The 16,582-nt window shown below is 53.2% G+C and carries 17 protein-coding genes and 1 pseudogene; 11 read left to right on the top strand and 7 right to left on the bottom strand.

The annotated features are described in order from the left end of the window. The first annotated feature begins 3 nt into the window (after positions 1-3). From RTU33_RS08800 to nifJ, 7 genes are all read left to right on the top strand, one after another. Positions 4-207, top strand: coding sequence for a TraR/DksA C4-type zinc finger protein (locus RTU33_RS08800; RefSeq protein ID WP_409438238.1), 204 nt, complete (start codon positions 4-6; stop codon positions 205-207). A gap of 1 nt (position 208) precedes the next feature. Next, a complete protein-coding gene (locus tag RTU33_RS08795; protein WP_312626706.1) occupies positions 209-601 on the top strand; it encodes a hypothetical protein in 393 nt (130 codons plus the stop codon). Next, positions 579-818: a DUF4222 domain-containing protein gene (locus tag RTU33_RS08790; protein WP_312626704.1), complete on the top strand. Its 240-nt coding sequence runs from the start codon at positions 579-581 to the stop codon at positions 816-818. Before RTU33_RS08795 ends, RTU33_RS08790 begins: the two co-directional genes overlap by 23 nt. A gap of 9 nt (positions 819-827) precedes the next feature. Continuing rightward, positions 828-1,100 (top strand): hypothetical protein, encoded by a 273-nt coding sequence (locus RTU33_RS08785; RefSeq protein WP_312626703.1) that lies wholly within the window; start codon positions 828-830, stop codon positions 1,098-1,100. 206 nt (positions 1,101-1,306) lie between these two features. Then, positions 1,307-1,552 (top strand): excisionase family protein, encoded by a 246-nt coding sequence (locus RTU33_RS08780; protein ID WP_312626702.1) that lies wholly within the window; start codon positions 1,307-1,309, stop codon positions 1,550-1,552. A 52-nt stretch (positions 1,553-1,604) separates the two neighbouring features. Beyond that, positions 1,605-2,897 (top strand): site-specific integrase, encoded by a 1,293-nt coding sequence (locus RTU33_RS08775; RefSeq protein WP_312626701.1) that lies wholly within the window; start codon positions 1,605-1,607, stop codon positions 2,895-2,897. 41 nt (positions 2,898-2,938) lie between these two features. Continuing rightward, entirely contained in the window at positions 2,939-6,463 is a 3,525-nt protein-coding gene (gene nifJ, locus RTU33_RS08770; RefSeq protein ID WP_312626699.1) for a pyruvate:ferredoxin (flavodoxin) oxidoreductase, read from the top strand. 206 nt (positions 6,464-6,669) lie between these two features. On the opposite strand, the gene RTU33_RS08765 is transcribed toward nifJ, so the two are convergent. Next, positions 6,670-7,281 carry a transporter gene (locus tag RTU33_RS08765; RefSeq protein ID WP_312626697.1) on the bottom strand — a complete coding sequence of 204 codons (612 nt, stop codon included), beginning with the start codon at positions 7,279-7,281 and terminating at the stop codon, positions 6,670-6,672. Positions 7,282-7,524: 243 nt separating this feature from the next. Between RTU33_RS08765 and RTU33_RS08760 the strand changes: the two genes are divergently transcribed. Together RTU33_RS08760 and ttcA are read left to right on the top strand one after the other, a co-directional pair. Beyond that, a complete protein-coding gene (locus tag RTU33_RS08760; protein ID WP_312626696.1) occupies positions 7,525-7,689 on the top strand; it encodes a hypothetical protein in 165 nt (54 codons plus the stop codon). A gap of 169 nt (positions 7,690-7,858) precedes the next feature. Then, positions 7,859-8,794, top strand: coding sequence for a tRNA 2-thiocytidine(32) synthetase TtcA (gene ttcA, locus RTU33_RS08755; RefSeq protein WP_312626695.1), 936 nt, complete (start codon positions 7,859-7,861; stop codon positions 8,792-8,794). A 53-nt stretch (positions 8,795-8,847) separates the two neighbouring features. Here ttcA and RTU33_RS08750 read toward each other — a convergent pair whose 3' ends face one another. From RTU33_RS08750 to RTU33_RS08740, 3 genes are all read right to left on the bottom strand, one after another. Next, complete coding sequence (locus tag RTU33_RS08750) at positions 8,848-8,985, bottom strand: hypothetical protein (RefSeq protein WP_312626694.1); 138 nt, start codon at positions 8,983-8,985, stop codon at positions 8,848-8,850. A gap of 381 nt (positions 8,986-9,366) precedes the next feature. Continuing rightward, entirely contained in the window at positions 9,367-10,350 is a 984-nt protein-coding gene (zntB, locus tag RTU33_RS08745; protein ID WP_312626693.1) for a zinc transporter ZntB, read from the bottom strand. A gap of 224 nt (positions 10,351-10,574) precedes the next feature. Continuing rightward, the gene (locus tag RTU33_RS08740) at positions 10,575-11,744 is read right to left on the bottom strand and encodes a methyl-accepting chemotaxis protein (RefSeq protein WP_312626779.1); all 1,170 of its coding nucleotides are present in this window, start codon (positions 11,742-11,744) and stop codon (positions 10,575-10,577) included. A gap of 494 nt (positions 11,745-12,238) precedes the next feature. On the opposite strand from RTU33_RS08740, the pseudogene RTU33_RS08735 reads away from it, so the two are divergent. Further along, a pseudogene (locus tag RTU33_RS08735) lies at positions 12,239-12,325 on the top strand (hypothetical protein); the annotation flags it as partial. Positions 12,326-12,367: 42 nt separating this feature from the next. On the opposite strand, the gene RTU33_RS08730 reads toward RTU33_RS08735, so the two are convergent. Then, positions 12,368-12,580 carry a hypothetical protein gene (locus RTU33_RS08730; RefSeq protein WP_312626692.1) on the bottom strand — a complete coding sequence of 71 codons (213 nt, stop codon included), beginning with the start codon at positions 12,578-12,580 and terminating at the stop codon, positions 12,368-12,370. A 125-nt stretch (positions 12,581-12,705) separates the two neighbouring features. Then, positions 12,706-14,322 (bottom strand): peptide ABC transporter substrate-binding protein, encoded by a 1,617-nt coding sequence (locus RTU33_RS08725; RefSeq protein WP_312626690.1) that lies wholly within the window; start codon positions 14,320-14,322, stop codon positions 12,706-12,708. 214 nt (positions 14,323-14,536) lie between these two features. On the opposite strand from RTU33_RS08725, the gene mpaA reads away from it, so the two are divergent. Next, on the top strand, positions 14,537-15,262 hold the full coding sequence (gene mpaA / locus RTU33_RS08720; RefSeq protein WP_312626689.1) for a murein tripeptide amidase MpaA: 726 nt from the start codon (positions 14,537-14,539) through the stop codon (positions 15,260-15,262). A gap of 331 nt (positions 15,263-15,593) precedes the next feature. On the opposite strand, the gene ycjG is transcribed toward mpaA, so the two are convergent. After that, positions 15,594-16,559: an L-Ala-D/L-Glu epimerase gene (gene ycjG / locus RTU33_RS08715; protein ID WP_312626688.1), complete on the bottom strand. Its 966-nt coding sequence runs from the start codon at positions 16,557-16,559 to the stop codon at positions 15,594-15,596. Positions 16,560-16,582 lie beyond the last annotated feature (23 nt).

The raw sequence follows: 16,582 nt of genomic DNA, 5'->3' as shown, positions 1-16,582 counted from the left end.
CGAGTGAACGAGCGCGGCAGCCCGTGCTTAACTGATTTGTACGTCATCACTTATCACCGCCTCAACCGCAACGCCGTATCAGCTGAGCGTTGTGAAGAATGCGACGAACCAATTCCCGAGCCGCGGCGCGCTGCCGTTCCCGGCTGCCATACGTGCGCGGATTGTCAATCAGTTATCGAATTGAAGAATAAGCAGAGAGGGATTTGAAATGAGCTATCAGTCTGCACTAATTGCTGCTGGATGCGCGGTATTAGATTTTGTTGAGTTTGGATGCTACCAGGGGGAATGGCTGGCACTTGTCAAAGAAGGTGGAGAAATTGGCGTGTGTGAAGGATCGTATGGGTCTTGCAGTTATTGCGACGCCTTTGAGAGTGAATTTGGCTATGGAGAAGATGATGCGCCTGACTATCAAACCCGACTGGCTGACTTCGGAAAAGGTTATCTCCCAGCAAATACCATCGCAGAGATGATGGCAAAGTTAACGCATGACTCTGATCGTCTGGAATGGGACGACGACTATCAGGAGATGCTTAAGGTTGTGCTTTCGTGGGACGATAAAATATCAAAAGGTGAATTCCATGTTCAGGATAATCCGGCCTAACACCTACTACGTTGACCACCACAGCATCCCCTGCAAAATCCTCCGCACCAAAAACGACATCGTTCACTACCTCCGCAATAACCGTCCATGCATTGCCAGCATGGGCCGATTTTGCATTGAGTTCGAACCGGTCAGCAAGTCGGAAGTTCAGCGGATCGCCGAAGAAATCGAAAAAGCAGAACACCTGAAGAAACTGCGCGCCCAGCGCGCGGCATGAGGAGAGATTATGCGCATTGAAGAGTTACCGAAATTACCGAAGTTGTTCCGCGTTATCGAGGTTGATCTGGATGTGCTACGCAATGGCATTGGTTCAGGTTGGGGGGTGATTATCGATCAGGACGCCATCGTTAAGCGAAAGGTCCGCCGAGTGAAGCATGACGGCGGCTGGAAGTGGCAACTGGTTCGGGAATGGCACGATCAGGAGTTGTGGGATTACTGCTTCGAGCAGGACCGAGAATGCCTTGAGAACCTCAACTACGACCTTGGCTTATTGCATTGACGCAACTGATAGCCAGTTATGAGCTGGCTATTGGGTGCGAAAGCACCGCTCCGTTACCCTTTTTCCCGGCCCCGCGCCGGGTTCTTTTTTCAAACCACTTTGTATACCCCATCACCCAACATAAACAGTGCTACTTAAGGGAAAATGCAGTCGGATAATTTACTGTATCTTTCGCTGATGTGGCCTCGAATACACGCGAGGTAACAATGGAAAACGTAATCCAGCTGACCCCAAACAAATGGGTCACAGAAAGTCTGCTGATCGCGTTAACCGGTCTGCGACCAGGAACCATTCTTCGAGCCAGAAAAACGTCCTGGATGGTTGGCCGTGAGTATGTGCACATGTCGCCAGAAGGAGCGCCAAAACCGACCAGTGAGTGTCTGTATAACCGCGAAGCTATCGATCGGTGGATTGAAACCCAAATATCAAAGCAGCCAGGGATGACTCCTTGATGTGTAAATCTAAACAGCTACTCTGGTCATGCTCTTGGGCGCGGGAGGCATAATGGGTAAACCAACCTATCCTACTGGCGTTGAAAATCACGGAGGTAATCTCCGTATCGTTTTCCATTACAAAGGCCGTCGCGTACGCGAAAGCCTTGGAGTTCCGGATACTCCAAAGAACAGAAAGATGGCCGGTGAGTTGAGAACGGCGGTTTGTTTCTCGATAAAAATGGGCAACTTCGACTACGCGTCCCAGTTCCCAAATTCATCAAATCTCCGGCATTTTGGGATTAAGAATAAAGAAATTACTGTCTCAGAAATCGCTGAAAAGTGGTTGGCACTGAAGAGTATGGATGTATCAAACAATACCATGCGTGGTTATAAATCCGTCATCTCCAATATGGTTGAATTGATCGGGCCAAGAAAGATGATTTCAGCAGTAAGTCAGGAGGACTTGCTGTTCCTGAGGAGGGAGTTGCTTACTGGCCCTCACATGTTAATGGGTGGGCAGAAACAGCCAAAAACAGGACGGAAGGCGACAACGGTGAATGGTTACATGGTCGTTACCGGAGGGATGTTTCAGTTCGCTGCGGATAATGGGTATGTTCAAAAGAACCCCTTTGACGGGATTTCTCTTCTGAAGAAATCAAAAGCGGATCCGGACCCGCTGGAACGTGACGAATTTTCAAGACTGATTGGAGCAGCATTGCACCCACAGTTTCGAAATTTATGGTCACTCGCCGTCTACACAGGAATGCGGCACGGTGAATTGTGTGCTCTCGCCTGGGAAGATATAGATTTAAAAACCGGGACTATCATTGTTAAGAGAACATACACGCGGGCCAAGGAATTCACACTACCAAAAACTGACGCTGGAACTGACAGGATCATCCATCTCGTTCAGCCAGCGATTGAAACACTGAAAGCCCAAGCTCAACTAACCAGGGTAAACAGGCAAAGGCAGATCGTAGTGAAACTACGGGAGTACGGCCGGACAAGCATTCATCCGTGCACTTTCGTCTTCAATCCTGAGCTCACCAGAAGAGGAAGACCTGGCGCAAATCATTATTCCGTGCCTTCTCTTCATTCATCATGGGAAAACATGACCAGACGAGCGGGATTAAGATACAGGAATGCATACCAGTCCCGACACACGTATGCATGTTGGTCATTGGCTGCCGGAGCTAACCCGACCTTCATAGCCAACCAGATGGGACACAGAAACGCCCAGATGGTTTACATGGTGTATGGCGCCTGGATGAGCGAGAACAATGCTGACCAATTGGGCATTTTGAATCTGAAAATGAATGCGAATGCCCCATTGGTGCCCCATGCAGTTAGTGGGAACAAATAATAACTTTATAAATCTTTAACTTAAGTAGTGAGAGCAACCATATGATTACAACTGACGGTAATGGCGCTTGCGCGTCGGTGGCGTTTCGCACCAGTGAAGTTATCGCCATCTACCCGATCACGCCAAGCTCGACGATGGCGGAACAGGCCGATGCCTGGGCGGGAAACGGCCTTAAAAATGTCTGGGGCGACGTTCCGCGAGTCGTGGAAATGCAGTCTGAGGCAGGCGCGATAGCCGCCGTGCACGGTGCGCTGCAAACGGGTGCCCTCTCCACTTCCTTTACCTCCTCGCAGGGCTTGCTGTTAATGATCCCGACGCTGTACAAACTGGCCGGTCAGCTGACGCCATTTGTACTGCACGTCGCCGCGCGTACCGTTGCCACACACGCGCTGTCGATTTTTGGCGATCATTCCGACGTCATGGCCGTACGCCAGACAGGCTGCGCAATGCTCAGCGCGGCAAACGTTCAGGAAGCGCAGGATTTTGCGCTGATCTCAACGATCGCGACGCTGAAAAGCCGCGTGCCGTTCATTCATTTCTTTGATGGCTTCCGCACGTCCCACGAGATCAACAAAATTGTTCCGCTGGCGGATGACACGATCCTCAACCTGATGCCACAGGCAGAAATCGACGCGCATCGCGAGCGAGCGCTGAATCCTGAGCATCCGGTTATTCGCGGTACCTCCGCCAACCCGGATACCTACTTCCAGTCCCGCGAAGCCACTAACCCGTGGTACAACGCGGTGTACGAGCACGTTGAACAGGCGATGAATGACTTCGCCAGCGCCACGGGCCGTCAGTACAAACCGTTTGAATATTACGGCCATCCGCAGGCTGAGCGCGTCATCGTACTGATGGGTTCCGCAATCGGCACGTGTGAAGAAGTGGTGGATGAACTGCTGACCCGAGGCGAAAAAGTCGGCGTGCTGAAAGTGCGCCTGTATCGCCCGTTCTCGGCTAAACATCTGCTGGCTGAACTGCCGGATAGCGTAAAAACCGTTGCCGTGCTGGATCGTACCAAAGAGCCTGGCGCGCACGCCGAGCCGCTGTATCTGGATGTGATGACCGCGCTGGCGGAAGCTTTTAACAGTGGTGAACGCGAAACGCTGCCGCGGGTGATTGGCGGCCGCTATGGCCTCTCCTCGAAAGAGTTTGGCCCTGAGTGCGTGCTGGCAATTTTCAATGAGCTCAGCGCCAGCAAGCCAAAATCACGCTTCACCGTTGGTATTTACGATGACGTGACCAACCTGTCGCTGGCCCTGCCGGAAAACACGTTGCCCTCCACCGCGAAGCTGGAAGCGCTGTTTTACGGGCTCGGCAGCGACGGCAGCGTTTCCGCTACCAAGAACAACATCAAGATTATCGGTAACTCCACGCCGTGGTACGCCCAGGGCTATTTCGTCTATGACTCGAAAAAGGCCGGTGGACTGACCGTCTCGCATCTTCGCGTCTCTGAACAGCCGGTGCGCTCAGCCTATCTGGTTTCGCAGGCGGATTTTGTCGGCTGCCACCAGTTACAGTTTATCGACAAATATCAGATGGCCGAGCGTCTGAAGCTCGGCGGAATTTTCCTGCTAAATACGCCATACAGTGCCGATGAGGTGTGGTCGCGTCTTCCGCAGGAAGTGCAGGCCGTGCTGAATCAAAAACAGGCTCGCTTCTATATAGTGAACGCAGCCAAAATTGCCCGTGAATGTGGCCTTGCGGCGCGTATTAACACCGTGATGCAGATGGCATTCTTCCAGCTGACGCAAATTTTACCGGGCGACAGCGCGCTGATTGAACTGCAGGGCGCGATTGCCAAAAGCTACAGCAGCAAAGGTCAGGAGCTGGTCGAACGTAACTGGCAGGCCCTTGCGATGGCCCGCGAGCTGCTGGCGGAAGTGCCGCTGCAGCCCGTCGACGACAGCAGCCCGATGCGCCCGCCGGTTGTGTCGGACGCTGCACCGGACTTCGTCAAAACCGTCACCGCCGCCATGCTGGCCGGACTTGGCGATGCCCTGCCCGTTTCTGCGCTGCCGCCGGACGGCACCTGGCCCGTCGGCACAACCCGCTGGGAGAAACGCAACATCGCCGAAGAGATCCCAATCTGGAAAGAAGATCTCTGCACGCAATGTAACCACTGCGTCGCCGCCTGCCCGCACTCGGCCATTCGCGCCAAAGTGGTTTCGCCTGAAGAGATGGAAAACGCCCCGGCCAGCCTGCACTCGCTGGATGTGAAATCCCGTGATATGCGCGGTCAGAAGTATGTGCTGCAGGTCGCCCCGGAAGACTGCACCGGCTGTAATCTGTGTGTGGAAGTCTGCCCGGCGAAGGACCGTCAGGATCCGGATATCAAAGCCATCAATATGATGTCACGCCTGGAGCACGTCGAAGAAGAGAAAGTCAATTACGACTTCTTCCTCGCCCTGCCGGAAATCGACCGCACGAAGCTGGAACGAATCGATATTCGAACTTCACAGCTGATTACGCCACTGTTCGAGTACTCCGGTGCCTGCTCCGGCTGCGGCGAAACGCCGTATATCAAGCTGCTGACTCAGCTCTACGGCGACAGAATGATGATTGCCAACGCCACCGGCTGTTCGTCTATCTACGGCGGTAACCTGCCCTCCACGCCGTACACCACCGACCTCAACGGCCGCGGTCCGGCCTGGGCGAACTCGCTGTTCGAAGATAACGCCGAGTTTGGTCTGGGCTTCCGCCTGTCGGTCGACCAGCACCGCAGCCGCGTAATGCGTCTGCTGGAAACGTTCGCCGACAAGCTCCCTGCTGAGCTCAACGAAGCGCTGCACGCGGAAGCCACGCCGGAAGTGCGTCGCGAACAGGTAGCCGCTTTGCGTCAGCATTTGCAGAACGAAGAGGGTGCGGCAGAGCTGCTGACCGATGCCGACGCGCTGGTGGAAAAATCCATCTGGTTGATTGGCGGCGACGGCTGGGCCTACGACATCGGCTTTGGCGGGCTCGATCACGTGCTGAGCCTGACGGAAAACGTCAATATTCTGGTACTTGATACCCAGTGCTACTCCAACACCGGCGGGCAGGCTTCGAAAGCGACTCCACTCGGTGCCGTCACCAAATTTGGTGAACACGGCAAGCGTAAGGCACGCAAAGATCTGGGCGTCAGCATGATGATGTACGGTCATGTCTACGTTGCGCAGATTTCGCTGGGCGCACAGCTCAACCAGACGGTGAAAGCGATTCAGGAGGCAGAAGCCTATCCGGGACCATCGCTAATCATTGCCTACAGCCCTTGTGAGGAGCATGGCTACGATCTGGCCCTGAGCCATGACCAGATGCGTCAGCTGACCGCAACAGGCTTCTGGCCGCTGTATCGCTTCGATCCGCGTCGTGCCGACGAAGGCAAGCTGCCGCTGGCGCTGGATTCACGTCCACCGTCAGATGCGCTGGCCGATACGCTGATGAAAGAGCAGCGTTTCCGCCGCCTGAATGCCCAGCAGCCGGAAGTTGCTGAGCAACTGTGGAAAGACGCCACGGCGGATCTGCAAAAACGCTATGACTTCCTCGCGCAAATGGCAGGTAAAGCGGAGAAATCCACCAGCGATTGATTCCGTAAGCTGGTTCAGAAATAACTAAAAAAAGCCCGGACAGATGCCCGGGCTTTTCATTTCTGTTGAGAGAAAACGGAGATTTATTAACAGTACGCGGCGCCAGAAAAATGATATTCGTGGCAAATCAGGTATATTATGGTGTGGTTTTAGAACGGGATTACCCGTTCTGATTCTGCTTTGTATGGTGATGAAAACCCGCCCGCTCAGGCGGCTTTTTTTATGCTCACAGCGCGCACGTAACAGGCGTACCCCGCAGAGGCCGCCAGGCACAGCATGTAGCCGAACATTTCGCTGCCTTCCTCTACTGCGTTTTTTACAACTCTGGCGTAGCCATCCTGCAATACTGCGCTCCACAGAACGTTCATGCCAAAAAGCCTTGAGAAGACCAGAATGGCGATTAACCCACTGATCATCACGCCATAATAAGGCGTACGGGTATACATATTTAATTCACGCAACGTTTCTGGCCATTTTTTCAACGGATACCACAGTGCGATGAAAGCTGCACCAAGAGCAAACCACACCCAGCTGCCATGAGCGATAACATCAAAGACAGCATCAAGTTCACGAATTAACATCGTCAGAAAGAAACCACCGACCAGAATGTTACAAAGCCGGAAAGCGTTAAAACGTTTTGCCAGAACAAAATGAATCATCACAATCGCAAGAAGGGTTATTTCCTGCACAACTTCGGTCGCTGAAACTTCGGATAAGTCGTCATGCCAGACGGACATATCGAGCCATAAACAGAGCAGCGTGATCAGCGAGCCGCACGATACAACAAGAAAAAACAGCATGCTTTTTAATAAGGACATCAGATTCTCTTCATTCGGACAAATGCAAAGGATACCGTGATGGCTCAATCCTTTTTTTCACTTCGTGCTTCTTATTTACGTATTTTAACCTTTTGAGCGATACAGACAGCGTATTCCCTACGTCATCTGTCCGTTGTCCTGCGTCATTCATACCATAAATACGGAAGTCTAATTTTTATGCCATCCGTTTTTCTTCCGGTTTTCATCAACCACAATGATTTCATCACCACAGGAGATGAAATCATGAACAACGTCCACAGCTGGTTACGTAACCTGAAAAGCCATTGGCTGAAAGAGCCGAAAGATATGCCACACCTGGGACCGTTTTACCTGACGCCAGCCGAGCGCTATGCGCTACTGAAGGAACTGCTGATGCCGCTCAGCGAAAGCCAAAAACCCGGCAAGTAAATGCGCGGCGACAGAAATCACGCTGGCTTTCGGCGCTGTAATCCGTACCATACACGCCAGACTATCGACAGGACAGCCGTAGAGTGATGCTACACTCCCTATGAACCCTGATGTTCGTCAGTGCTCCTGACGCAGGCTGTCCTTTACCTTCGACCAGAGCCATCATTACATGTCGCAAAATCAAGAAGTTAGTAAGAAAGAAATTTATAACCTGAACAAATTGCAAAAGCGTCTGCGTCGTAACGTGGGCGAAGCCATTGCCGATTTCAATATGATTGAAGAAGGCGATCGCATTATGGTCTGCCTGTCCGGCGGCAAAGACAGCTACACCATGCTGGAAATTCTGCGCAACCTGCAGCAGAGCGCACCGGTGAATTTCAGCCTGGTGGCGGTTAACCTCGACCAGAAACAGCCAGGGTTCCCTGAGCATATTCTGCCGGCTTATCTCGACACGCTTGGCGTTGAGTACAAAATCGTTGAAGAGAACACCTACGGCATCGTAAAAGAGAAGATCCCTGAAGGGAAAACCACCTGTTCCCTGTGCTCTCGCCTGCGTCGCGGTATTCTCTACCGCACTGCCACTGAGCTTGGCGCGACAAAAATTGCGCTGGGCCATCACCGCGACGACATCCTGCAAACCCTGTTCCTGAATATGTTCTACGGCGGGAAAATGAAGGGTATGCCGCCGAAGCTGATGAGCGATGACGGGAAGCACATCGTGATTCGCCCTCTGGCCTACTGCCGTGAGAAAGATATTGAACGCTTTGCCGAAGCAAAAGCCTATCCGATCATTCCATGCAACCTGTGCGGTTCGCAGCCAAACCTGCAGCGTCAGGTGATTGGCGACATGCTGCGCGACTGGGATAAGCGCTATCCGGGGCGTATCGAAACTATGTTCAGCGCGATGCAGAACGTGGTGCCTTCTCACCTGTGCGATACCGAAATGTTCGATTTCAAGGGCCTGACGCACGGTGCAGAAGTGGTAGACGGTGGCGATCTGGCCTTCGATCGCGAAGAGATCCCACTACAGCCTGCAGGCTGGCAGCCAGAAGATGACGAGTCCGACGTGCTTGCCAACCGACTCGACATCGTCGAAATCAAATAAGCCACTGAATCCCGCTTAAAGCCCTCGCCTGAGGGCTTTTTTGTGCCTGCCGCTCAGTAATGCGGCGGCGGATCGATAATCGGATGCGGATCGGGATCAAGCGGTGGCTCAGGTATGGGCTGAGGACGAGGGTTCGGGTCCGGTACGGGAACAGGATCGGTGGGTGTCGGATCGCTGAGTCGCCAGTTCATAATGACCTCCTGGACGTTGAACATCCCTTAAGGGTAGAAGGTCTGGCGCGAGAGGCAAAAAAGGTTATCGCAATTTGGGCTGCCAGATAGCGGCTAAACCTTACCCGGCCTTCGGTGTGGGCCGAATTGTAGGCCAGGCAAGCATAGCGGCGCCGGTCAAAAGGCAAAAAAAAGCCGACTTATCTAAGTCGGCGTCGTACGAATCAATTGTGCTATGCAGTAATTCAAAAAAGGAAGTAAGACAATATGGAGCGCAACGCCCATCGCTTGACGTTGCATTCACCTGCGGGAAAGATATTGCCCTGAATGGGTAGTCCGTTTATTGACTTCGCTCAAATTAAACCGCGTTTTCGGCGCATTACCGGTCATAAAACTGATTTCTTACAACCATTTACTTCGATGTAACCACCAGGTAACACCGCCGATCAGCACCACTAAGCCAATGCAAAACAATGAAAAACCAAACTGCCAGCCGCCGCCGGGAATACCGCCTAAGTTGACGCCAAACAGGCCCGTCAGGAACGTGCTCGGCAAAAAGACCATCGCCATCAGCGACATGGTGTAGGTTCTGCGGGCCAGAGACTCCTGCATGACCTGCGCAATTTCATCGGCCATCACGCCGGTACGGGCGATACAGGCGTCAATCTCATCCAGTCCTCGCCCCAGCCTGTCGGCAATATCCTGCATCCTCCGGCGATGATCGTCGCTCATCCAGGGAAAACGCTCGCTGGACAGCCGCGCGTACACATCACGCTGCGGCGCCATATAGCGGCGCATGACGATCAGCTGTTTGCGAAGCAGTGCCAGGAAACCGCGGGGTGGCACCTGCTGATCCAGCAGATTGTCTTCGAGATCGATAATCTTATCGTGCAGCTCCTCAATAAACTCACTGGCGTGATCGGTCAACGCATCACAAACGTCCACCAGCCACCCGCCGCAGTCCGTCGGGCCTGTACCCTCTTCCAGATCTTTTACCACATCATCGAGCGCCAGCACTTTGCGCTGTCGGGTCGACACAATCAGGCGCTCGTCCATGTACAGCCGCATTGCGACCAACTGATCCGGACGTTCATCGGTGCTGCCGTTGATACAACGCAGGGTAATTAACGTTCCTTCCCCAACTCGTGTGACGCGTGGGCGCAAACTGTCGCCCGCCAGCGCATCGCGCACGCTGTTTGGCAGCAGCGGCGTGGTCTCCAGCCATTGTGCGCTTTCAGGGTGGGTATAGTTGAGATGCAGCCAGCAGGGGTTGTCTTTATTGATAACCCGCTCATCCGTCATCGGGATGACGCCGCCCTTTCCGTCCAGCATCCAGGCAAACACCGCGTCAGGTACGTTCACTTCAGCTCCCTTAATGGCTTCCACAGCGCCTCCACTTATCGGGTCTTATGCAATGAAGTCTAGCCCGGCGAACGTAATTAACAATATGCACGCCCTCCATCGCACTGAATTTATTCATGAAAGCAGAATTATCTGGCAGGCACAAACCGTATGCAATCGTCAAATCGTGAATAAGGATAATTTCGGCATCCGGATATAATAAAACGGGCCCGCAGAATGCAGGCCCGTTTTATCGCTCCAGGAGAGAATTAAAAAGAGTGCCAGTAATTTTGCTCACCACCGGAAACCGCTACCGCTGCTGGCTTTGAAGGCGTGGGTACCACAGCCTGTGCGGGTGCCTCATTTCCCAGGCGGAAATTACGCGTTCTGGTTTGTAATTCCACCACCTGATGTTTAAGCACATCAGACGAACCGGCCAGCTCCTCCACCACGGCGACGTTACTTTGCGTGACTTTCTCAAGCTCTGAAAGCGCCAGGGTTATCTGTTCGATGCCTTTTTCCTGCTGCAGCGTGGAACAAGAGATCTGCTCCATCAGACTGCTCAGCAGGCCCGATCCTGAGACAATCTCCTGCATATTTTTCTCCGCCTCGGCAACAATATTCGCCCCCTGAGTCACATTATCGCTGGTGACGCTAATCAGGGTTTTGATATTTTTCGCCGCTTCGGCGCTACGATGAGCAAGATTACGCACCTCGCCTGCCACCACCGAGAACCCTTTCCCGTGATCGCCTGCCCTTGCCGCTTCAACCGCCGCGTTCAGCGCCAGGATATTGGTCTGGAAGGCAATGCCGTCGATCATAGTGATAATCTCGGTCATCTGGCGGGCGCAGTCGGTAATGGACTGCATGTTGGTTGCCACATCGCCCATCAGCTCGCCTCCTTTCCGGGCACAGAGCGTGGCTTCTCCCGCACGGCCGCTGGCAAGACGAGTATTCTCAGCATTATTTTTGGTGCTGGCAGCAATCTCTTCCATGCTGGAGGCCGTCTGCATTAGCGTGGCCGACTGCTGCTCCGTCTTCACCGACAGTTCCGCGCTGCGATTCGCCAGCTGTTCGGAAAGCGTCATTGCCGTTTGCGACGATGAGCGAATTTCCGATACCAGCGTGGAAATATTGCTCGACAAACTATTAATACCGGGAATTAAACGCCCTGCACAGTTATTACCAAATTCAGGGATATGCACTGAAATATTTCCGGAGACCACGTCATCAATGCTGCGCTTAACCGCATTAATGGGCGTCACCAGATATTTTGTCATATATAACCATAATAAGGAGAGCGCTAGCAGCCAGCTGATATTAAGCATAATCAGGACGGCAGTATTGGCGGAAAATATCACTGCTAAAATATCGACAATAAAGACAACCACCAGTAAAAACATCAATATGAAAGTTCTGACACTCATATTTCTTAGCATAATCAGGCTCACAGAGATCCTCGGAGGGGTGATCTGGTTATAGCAGCTGGCCTGGCTATTTCAATCCAATCACCATGAGAAATTGATATTCACGGTTAAACACGGTGAGTTTGAGTTTAGAACTTTATTTATCCGACAATTCGCCGAGCTGGCAGTTATTCACACCAAAAAATACCCTTTTATTGCCTAATAGCAACAGATTATCTCACAGCAAAGCAGTAATGCCAGACTTCATTTTATTGGTGCTATAAGATGCTTAAGCAATACTTAAGTCGATGAGGGTGTTTTGTGCGACAGGTTTCAGCGTGTCGATAAAAATGTGATGCACAAGACCAATCAAAAGAAAATTTGCAAGGATTCCTCTTTGCCAGGGCGCTCCCCGCAAAGGAGATCCCGCAATTATTAGCCCAGATTGAAAACGCAAAGCATACTCCGGCAACGGCGTTACACACGACCGCGCAAAAAAAGCAGGCGTGAACAGACACCAGTCAGGAGAAACCATTAATGAAATATTCAAACGCGTAGACAAGGCGCTGTATCAGGCCAAAGATGACGGACGAAACCGGGTGCTTGCCGCATAAAACACAAAAACCGCCCGCAGGCGGTTTTATGCTCAGAGGACGTTAGTGGTGCTTATACTCCCCGGCGCTGTGCTGAGGACCAATACGCCCGGCCTCCACCAGAATTTCCTCTATTAACTCTTCAAGGCACTCTTTGCCGTGCTTGTCGCAAACCAGATGCACCTGCCGGAAAATTTCCTCGGCTTGCATCCCGTCACAGAGCGCGGATTTCAACATCAGAGTAGCCCATCGTTTAGCTTCTGAATGCGTCAACATATCCCCTCCTGATAAAGGATATCAACTAAGCTTAGCCCGCAAATACGACCTTATCCACATTTATGGCGTGGTCTTAGCCATAAAAAAACCCGGCATGCGAGGCCAGGTTTTTACTGCGGGAACGATCAGTGCTTAATGATGTACATCGTACGGCTGTAGGCCACGTCTTCCGGGTTATCGATCGGATAACCTTTCAGCCACGGCTTGATTAATCGACCGTTGGTGTACTGATAAATCGGCGCAATCGGTGCCTGTGCGGCAATGATTTTTTCGGCTTCGTTATAGTCAACATTACGCGCTTTCTCGGTGGTTTCCAGCGTTGCCTGGTTAATCACTTTGTCATAGGCCGGATCGTTGAAGCGCGAAATATTGCCACTGTGCGTGGAGGTCAGTAGCGACAGGAAGGTTGATGGCTCGTTGTAGTCGCCAACCCAGGAAGCGCGGATCACATCGAAATTGCCGGTATTACGGCTGTCGATGTACGTTTTCCACTCCTGATTTTGCAGCTTCACGTCCACACCCAGGTTTTTCTTCCACATTGATGCCACCGCAATGGCAATTTTCTGGTGGTTTTCAGAGGTGTTATAGAGCAGCGTCAGCTTGAGCGGTCGGTTCGGACCGTAGCCCGCTGCGGATAACAGCATCTTCGCCTGAGCATTAAGTTCCGCCTGGCTCATTTTCTCTTCCGCAGAGGCCTGCGGCGTAAAGCCTGCCGTCACGTCCGGCGTAAAGCGCCAGGCCGGTTTCTCGCCGGTGCCCAGTACCTTTTCCGCCATAATGCGACGGTCGATGGTCATGCTCAGCGCCAGACGCACGCGGGCATCGGCGGTTGGGCCTTTCTGAGTGTTAAACGCATAGTAATAGGTGCCGAGCTGCGGCGGCGTATAGACCTGGCCAGGAATGTTTTTCAGCAGCTGCTGATACTGATTTTTTGGGAAAGATTCAGTGATATCAATATCACCCGCCAGGTAGCGTTTGGTGGCATTTGACTCTTGGTTGATCGGCACAAAGGTGACCTGCTTGATCACGGTTTTGGCGTTATCCCAGTAGTTTGTATTCGGGACGACCACCAGCTTTTCATTCACCACGCGGTCTTTCAGCACGTACGCGCCGTTGCCAATCAGCTTGCCAGGACGCGTCCAGTTAGGATCGCTTTCGACGTTGGCTTTTTGCACCGGATAGAGAGAGAAGTTGGCCGTCAGGTTTACGAACCAAGGCAGTGGTTTATCAAGCTGCACGCGCAGCGTTTTCGCATCCACTGCCGTCACGCCGAGCTTATCCGGCGTTGCTTTGCCATCGATAATATTCTGGGCGTTTGTAATCCCCGCCAGTGCCGCAAACCAGGCAAATGGCGAAGTTGTCTTCGGATTGACCAGACGCTGCCAGCTGTAGACAAAGTCCTGAGCCGTCACCGGTGTACCATCGGACCATTTTGCGTTGCCGCGCAGCGTAAACGTCCAGATGCGGTTATCGTTGGACTGCCATTTGGTCGCCACGCCCGGCACAATGTTGCCCTTGCTGTCCTGATTCACCAGGCCCTCAAACAGGTCGCGGATCACCTGGATTTCAGGTAGCCCCACCGCTTTCGCCGGATCCAGAGAAGCCGGTTCATCTTTAATGTGGCGAACCAGCGTCTGCTGCTGCGCCAGGACAGTTCCCTGCGGCACATCCGCCGCGAATGAGTAAGACGCGGTACCACCGAGCGCCAGCGCAAAACAGAGAGACGAAACAGGAAACTTCATGGGATCCCCTTTATTGAAATGAACCCAGTTCAAATAAACCCAGCCAACTTAGACGGGTAATTATTTGTTTCAGCAGGAAGAATTGCAAACGACTTATGGCAAAAAATTGAAGGAAGCAGCGAAATGATTTCAGAAACAACCTGTATGAAACTAATTGATTCCCGGTGAGTTTTGCACAACACTGCCAGAAACAACACAATTATGCAGGATACGTATGTCTTCCACCCGTCCTCGCCAACAGCGCGGCGCGTTTCCACCCGGTACGCAGCACTATGGTCGTTCGTTATTAGGCGCGCCGCTGATCTGGTTTCCCGCGCCGCTCGCCGACCATAACAGCGGGCTGATTATTGCCGGCACCCACGGCGACGAAAACTCTTCCATCGTCACGCTTTCCTGCGCCCTGCGCACGCTCGCACCGGATCTGCGCCGTCATCACGTGGTGCTGACCGTCAACCCTGACGGCTGTCAGTTGGGACTGCGCGCCAACGCCAACGGCGTCGATCTCAATCGCAATTTTCCGGCAGCGAACTGGAAGGCAGGCGAAACCGTTTACCGCTGGAACAGTTCAGCAGAAAGCCGTGACGTGGTATTGCTGACAGGCGATAACCCCGGCTCAGAACCCGAAACGGAAGCGTTATGTCAGCTGATTCACAAGATTCACCCGGCGTGGGTCGTTTCTTTCCACGATCCGCTGGCCTGTATTGAAGATCCGCAGCAGACGCTGCTTGGCAAATGGCTGGCAGAGTCGTTTGAGCTGCCTTTGGTGACCAGCGTCGGCTATGCGACACCGGGTTCGTTCGGCAGCTGGTGTGCCGATATCGGGATGCACTGCATCACCGCTGAATTCCCGCCCATCTCCTCGGACGAAGCCAGCGAGAAATACCTCGCCGCGATGACGGCGCTGCTGCACTGGCATCCGGAATTAAAGGCCAAACGATAACCATGAGAATTGCCCGGCAACACGCCGTTGCCGGGCCTGCAAAATCAATCTTTTGCCGTAGGCCGGGTAAGCCTCAGCGCCATCCGGCATTCAGTCAGCCGACAATCCCCATTCAGATAAAGCACAGGGCGGCAATCACGACCACCAGAAGAACAACCAGACCCACGGTATCAATCATCCGCTTCGTTAATGCATCCTGCGTAGAGACGCTTTCGTCTTCCCAGTCAACCATCTCAAATACCCTCAAATCTGATACGGCTATCCTAAGTGCGCCGCGTGAAGGAGCTATGATCGTTTTGTGCCTGATTTTATTTAAAAATAAACTTGAGCCTTACAGGTATAGCGTACCGGTGCCGAAACGCAACGCGGGTTCTGCATCTACTGCAAGCCAGGTTGGGCCGTCGAGATCGGCAAAGCGAACCTTTGGCGTCAGCGGCAATGCTGCATTGATTGCGCGAGAGGTACACAGCATACAGCCCAGCATCAGCCCAAAGCCCTGGGCATCAGCCTCGGCGGCCAGCGCCAGCGCCTCCGTCAGACCACCTGTTTTGTCGAGTTTGATATTGACCATCTCATAGCGACCGGCAAGCGTCGTCAGGCTTTCACGGGTATGACAGCTTTCATCGGCGCAGATCGGCAACGGATGAATGAAATTCGCCAGCGCCGCATCCTCTGTCGCCGGAAGCGGCTGCTCCAGCATAGCCACATCAAGATCGGCCAACAGCTGGCAGCGCGCGGCGAGGCCATCGCTGTGCCAGGCTTCGTTGGCATCAACAATCAGCGTCGCCTCCGGCACGGCGGCGCGAATGGCGACCATTCGCTCACTGATCAGGTGATCGTCCAGCTTCACCTTCAGCAGACGCGCGCCGTTATCCCATAGCGCTTTGGCGCTGTTTGCCATCTGATCCGGCGTGCCAATCACCACGGTCTGCGCCGTTGTCACGCTGGAGGCCAGCTCCGCCCCGACCATTTGCGCCAGCGTTTTACCCGCCTTAAGCGCTTCCAGATTCCAGAGCGCGCAGTCCACGGCATTACGCGCCGCGCCTGCGGGCAGTAACTGCTGTAACGCTTCGCGGCTGATGCCTGATTCCAGCTCCTCTCCAATGCTGACAATCTGCGCCATTACAGAGTCAATGCTCTCCCCGTAACGCGGATATGGCGTGCATTCCCCGACGCCTTTCACGCCGTTTTCTTCGATCTCAACCACCACAACTTTCGCTTCGCTACGGCTTCCGCGCGAGATGACGAACGGCGTATGCAGCGGCCAGGCTTCCTCGTATACTCTCAGACTTCTCATTCCCTGCCCCTCGTTATAGATGG

The sequence above is a fragment of the Scandinavium sp. genome (assembly GCF_032012665.1).
Taxonomy (GTDB): domain Bacteria; phylum Pseudomonadota; class Gammaproteobacteria; order Enterobacterales; family Enterobacteriaceae; genus Scandinavium.
This window is presented reverse-complemented; position numbering and strand designations above follow the sequence as displayed.

Bases quoted from the DNA above. Each gene is read 5' to 3' on its own strand.
- mpaA (WP_312626689.1), top strand. From the start codon at position 14,537: ATGTCTTCCACCCGTCCTCGCCAACAGCGCGGCGCGTTTCCACCCGGT.
- RTU33_RS08795 (WP_312626706.1), top strand. From the start codon at position 209: ATGAGCTATCAGTCTGCACTAATTGCTGCTGGATGCGCGGTATTAGAT.
- RTU33_RS08775 (WP_312626701.1), top strand. From the start codon at position 1,605: ATGGGTAAACCAACCTATCCTACTGGCGTTGAAAATCACGGAGGTAAT.
- RTU33_RS08740 (WP_312626779.1), bottom strand. From the start codon at position 11,744: ATGCTAAGAAATATGAGTGTCAGAACTTTCATATTGATGTTTTTACTG.
- nifJ (WP_312626699.1), top strand. From the start codon at position 2,939: ATGATTACAACTGACGGTAATGGCGCTTGCGCGTCGGTGGCGTTTCGC.
- RTU33_RS08765 (WP_312626697.1), bottom strand. From the start codon at position 7,281: ATGTCCTTATTAAAAAGCATGCTGTTTTTTCTTGTTGTATCGTGCGGC.
- ycjG (WP_312626688.1), bottom strand. From the start codon at position 16,559: ATGAGAAGTCTGAGAGTATACGAGGAAGCCTGGCCGCTGCATACGCCG.
- RTU33_RS08760 (WP_312626696.1), top strand. From the start codon at position 7,525: ATGAACAACGTCCACAGCTGGTTACGTAACCTGAAAAGCCATTGGCTG.
- ttcA (WP_312626695.1), top strand. From the start codon at position 7,859: ATGTCGCAAAATCAAGAAGTTAGTAAGAAAGAAATTTATAACCTGAAC.
- RTU33_RS08725 (WP_312626690.1), bottom strand. From the start codon at position 14,322: ATGAAGTTTCCTGTTTCGTCTCTCTGTTTTGCGCTGGCGCTCGGTGGT.
- RTU33_RS08780 (WP_312626702.1), top strand. From the start codon at position 1,307: ATGGAAAACGTAATCCAGCTGACCCCAAACAAATGGGTCACAGAAAGT.
- RTU33_RS08750 (WP_312626694.1), bottom strand. From the start codon at position 8,985: ATGAACTGGCGACTCAGCGATCCGACACCCACCGATCCTGTTCCCGTA.
- RTU33_RS08785 (WP_312626703.1), top strand. From the start codon at position 828: ATGCGCATTGAAGAGTTACCGAAATTACCGAAGTTGTTCCGCGTTATC.
- RTU33_RS08730 (WP_312626692.1), bottom strand. From the start codon at position 12,580: ATGTTGACGCATTCAGAAGCTAAACGATGGGCTACTCTGATGTTGAAA.
- RTU33_RS08790 (WP_312626704.1), top strand. From the start codon at position 579: ATGTTCAGGATAATCCGGCCTAACACCTACTACGTTGACCACCACAGC.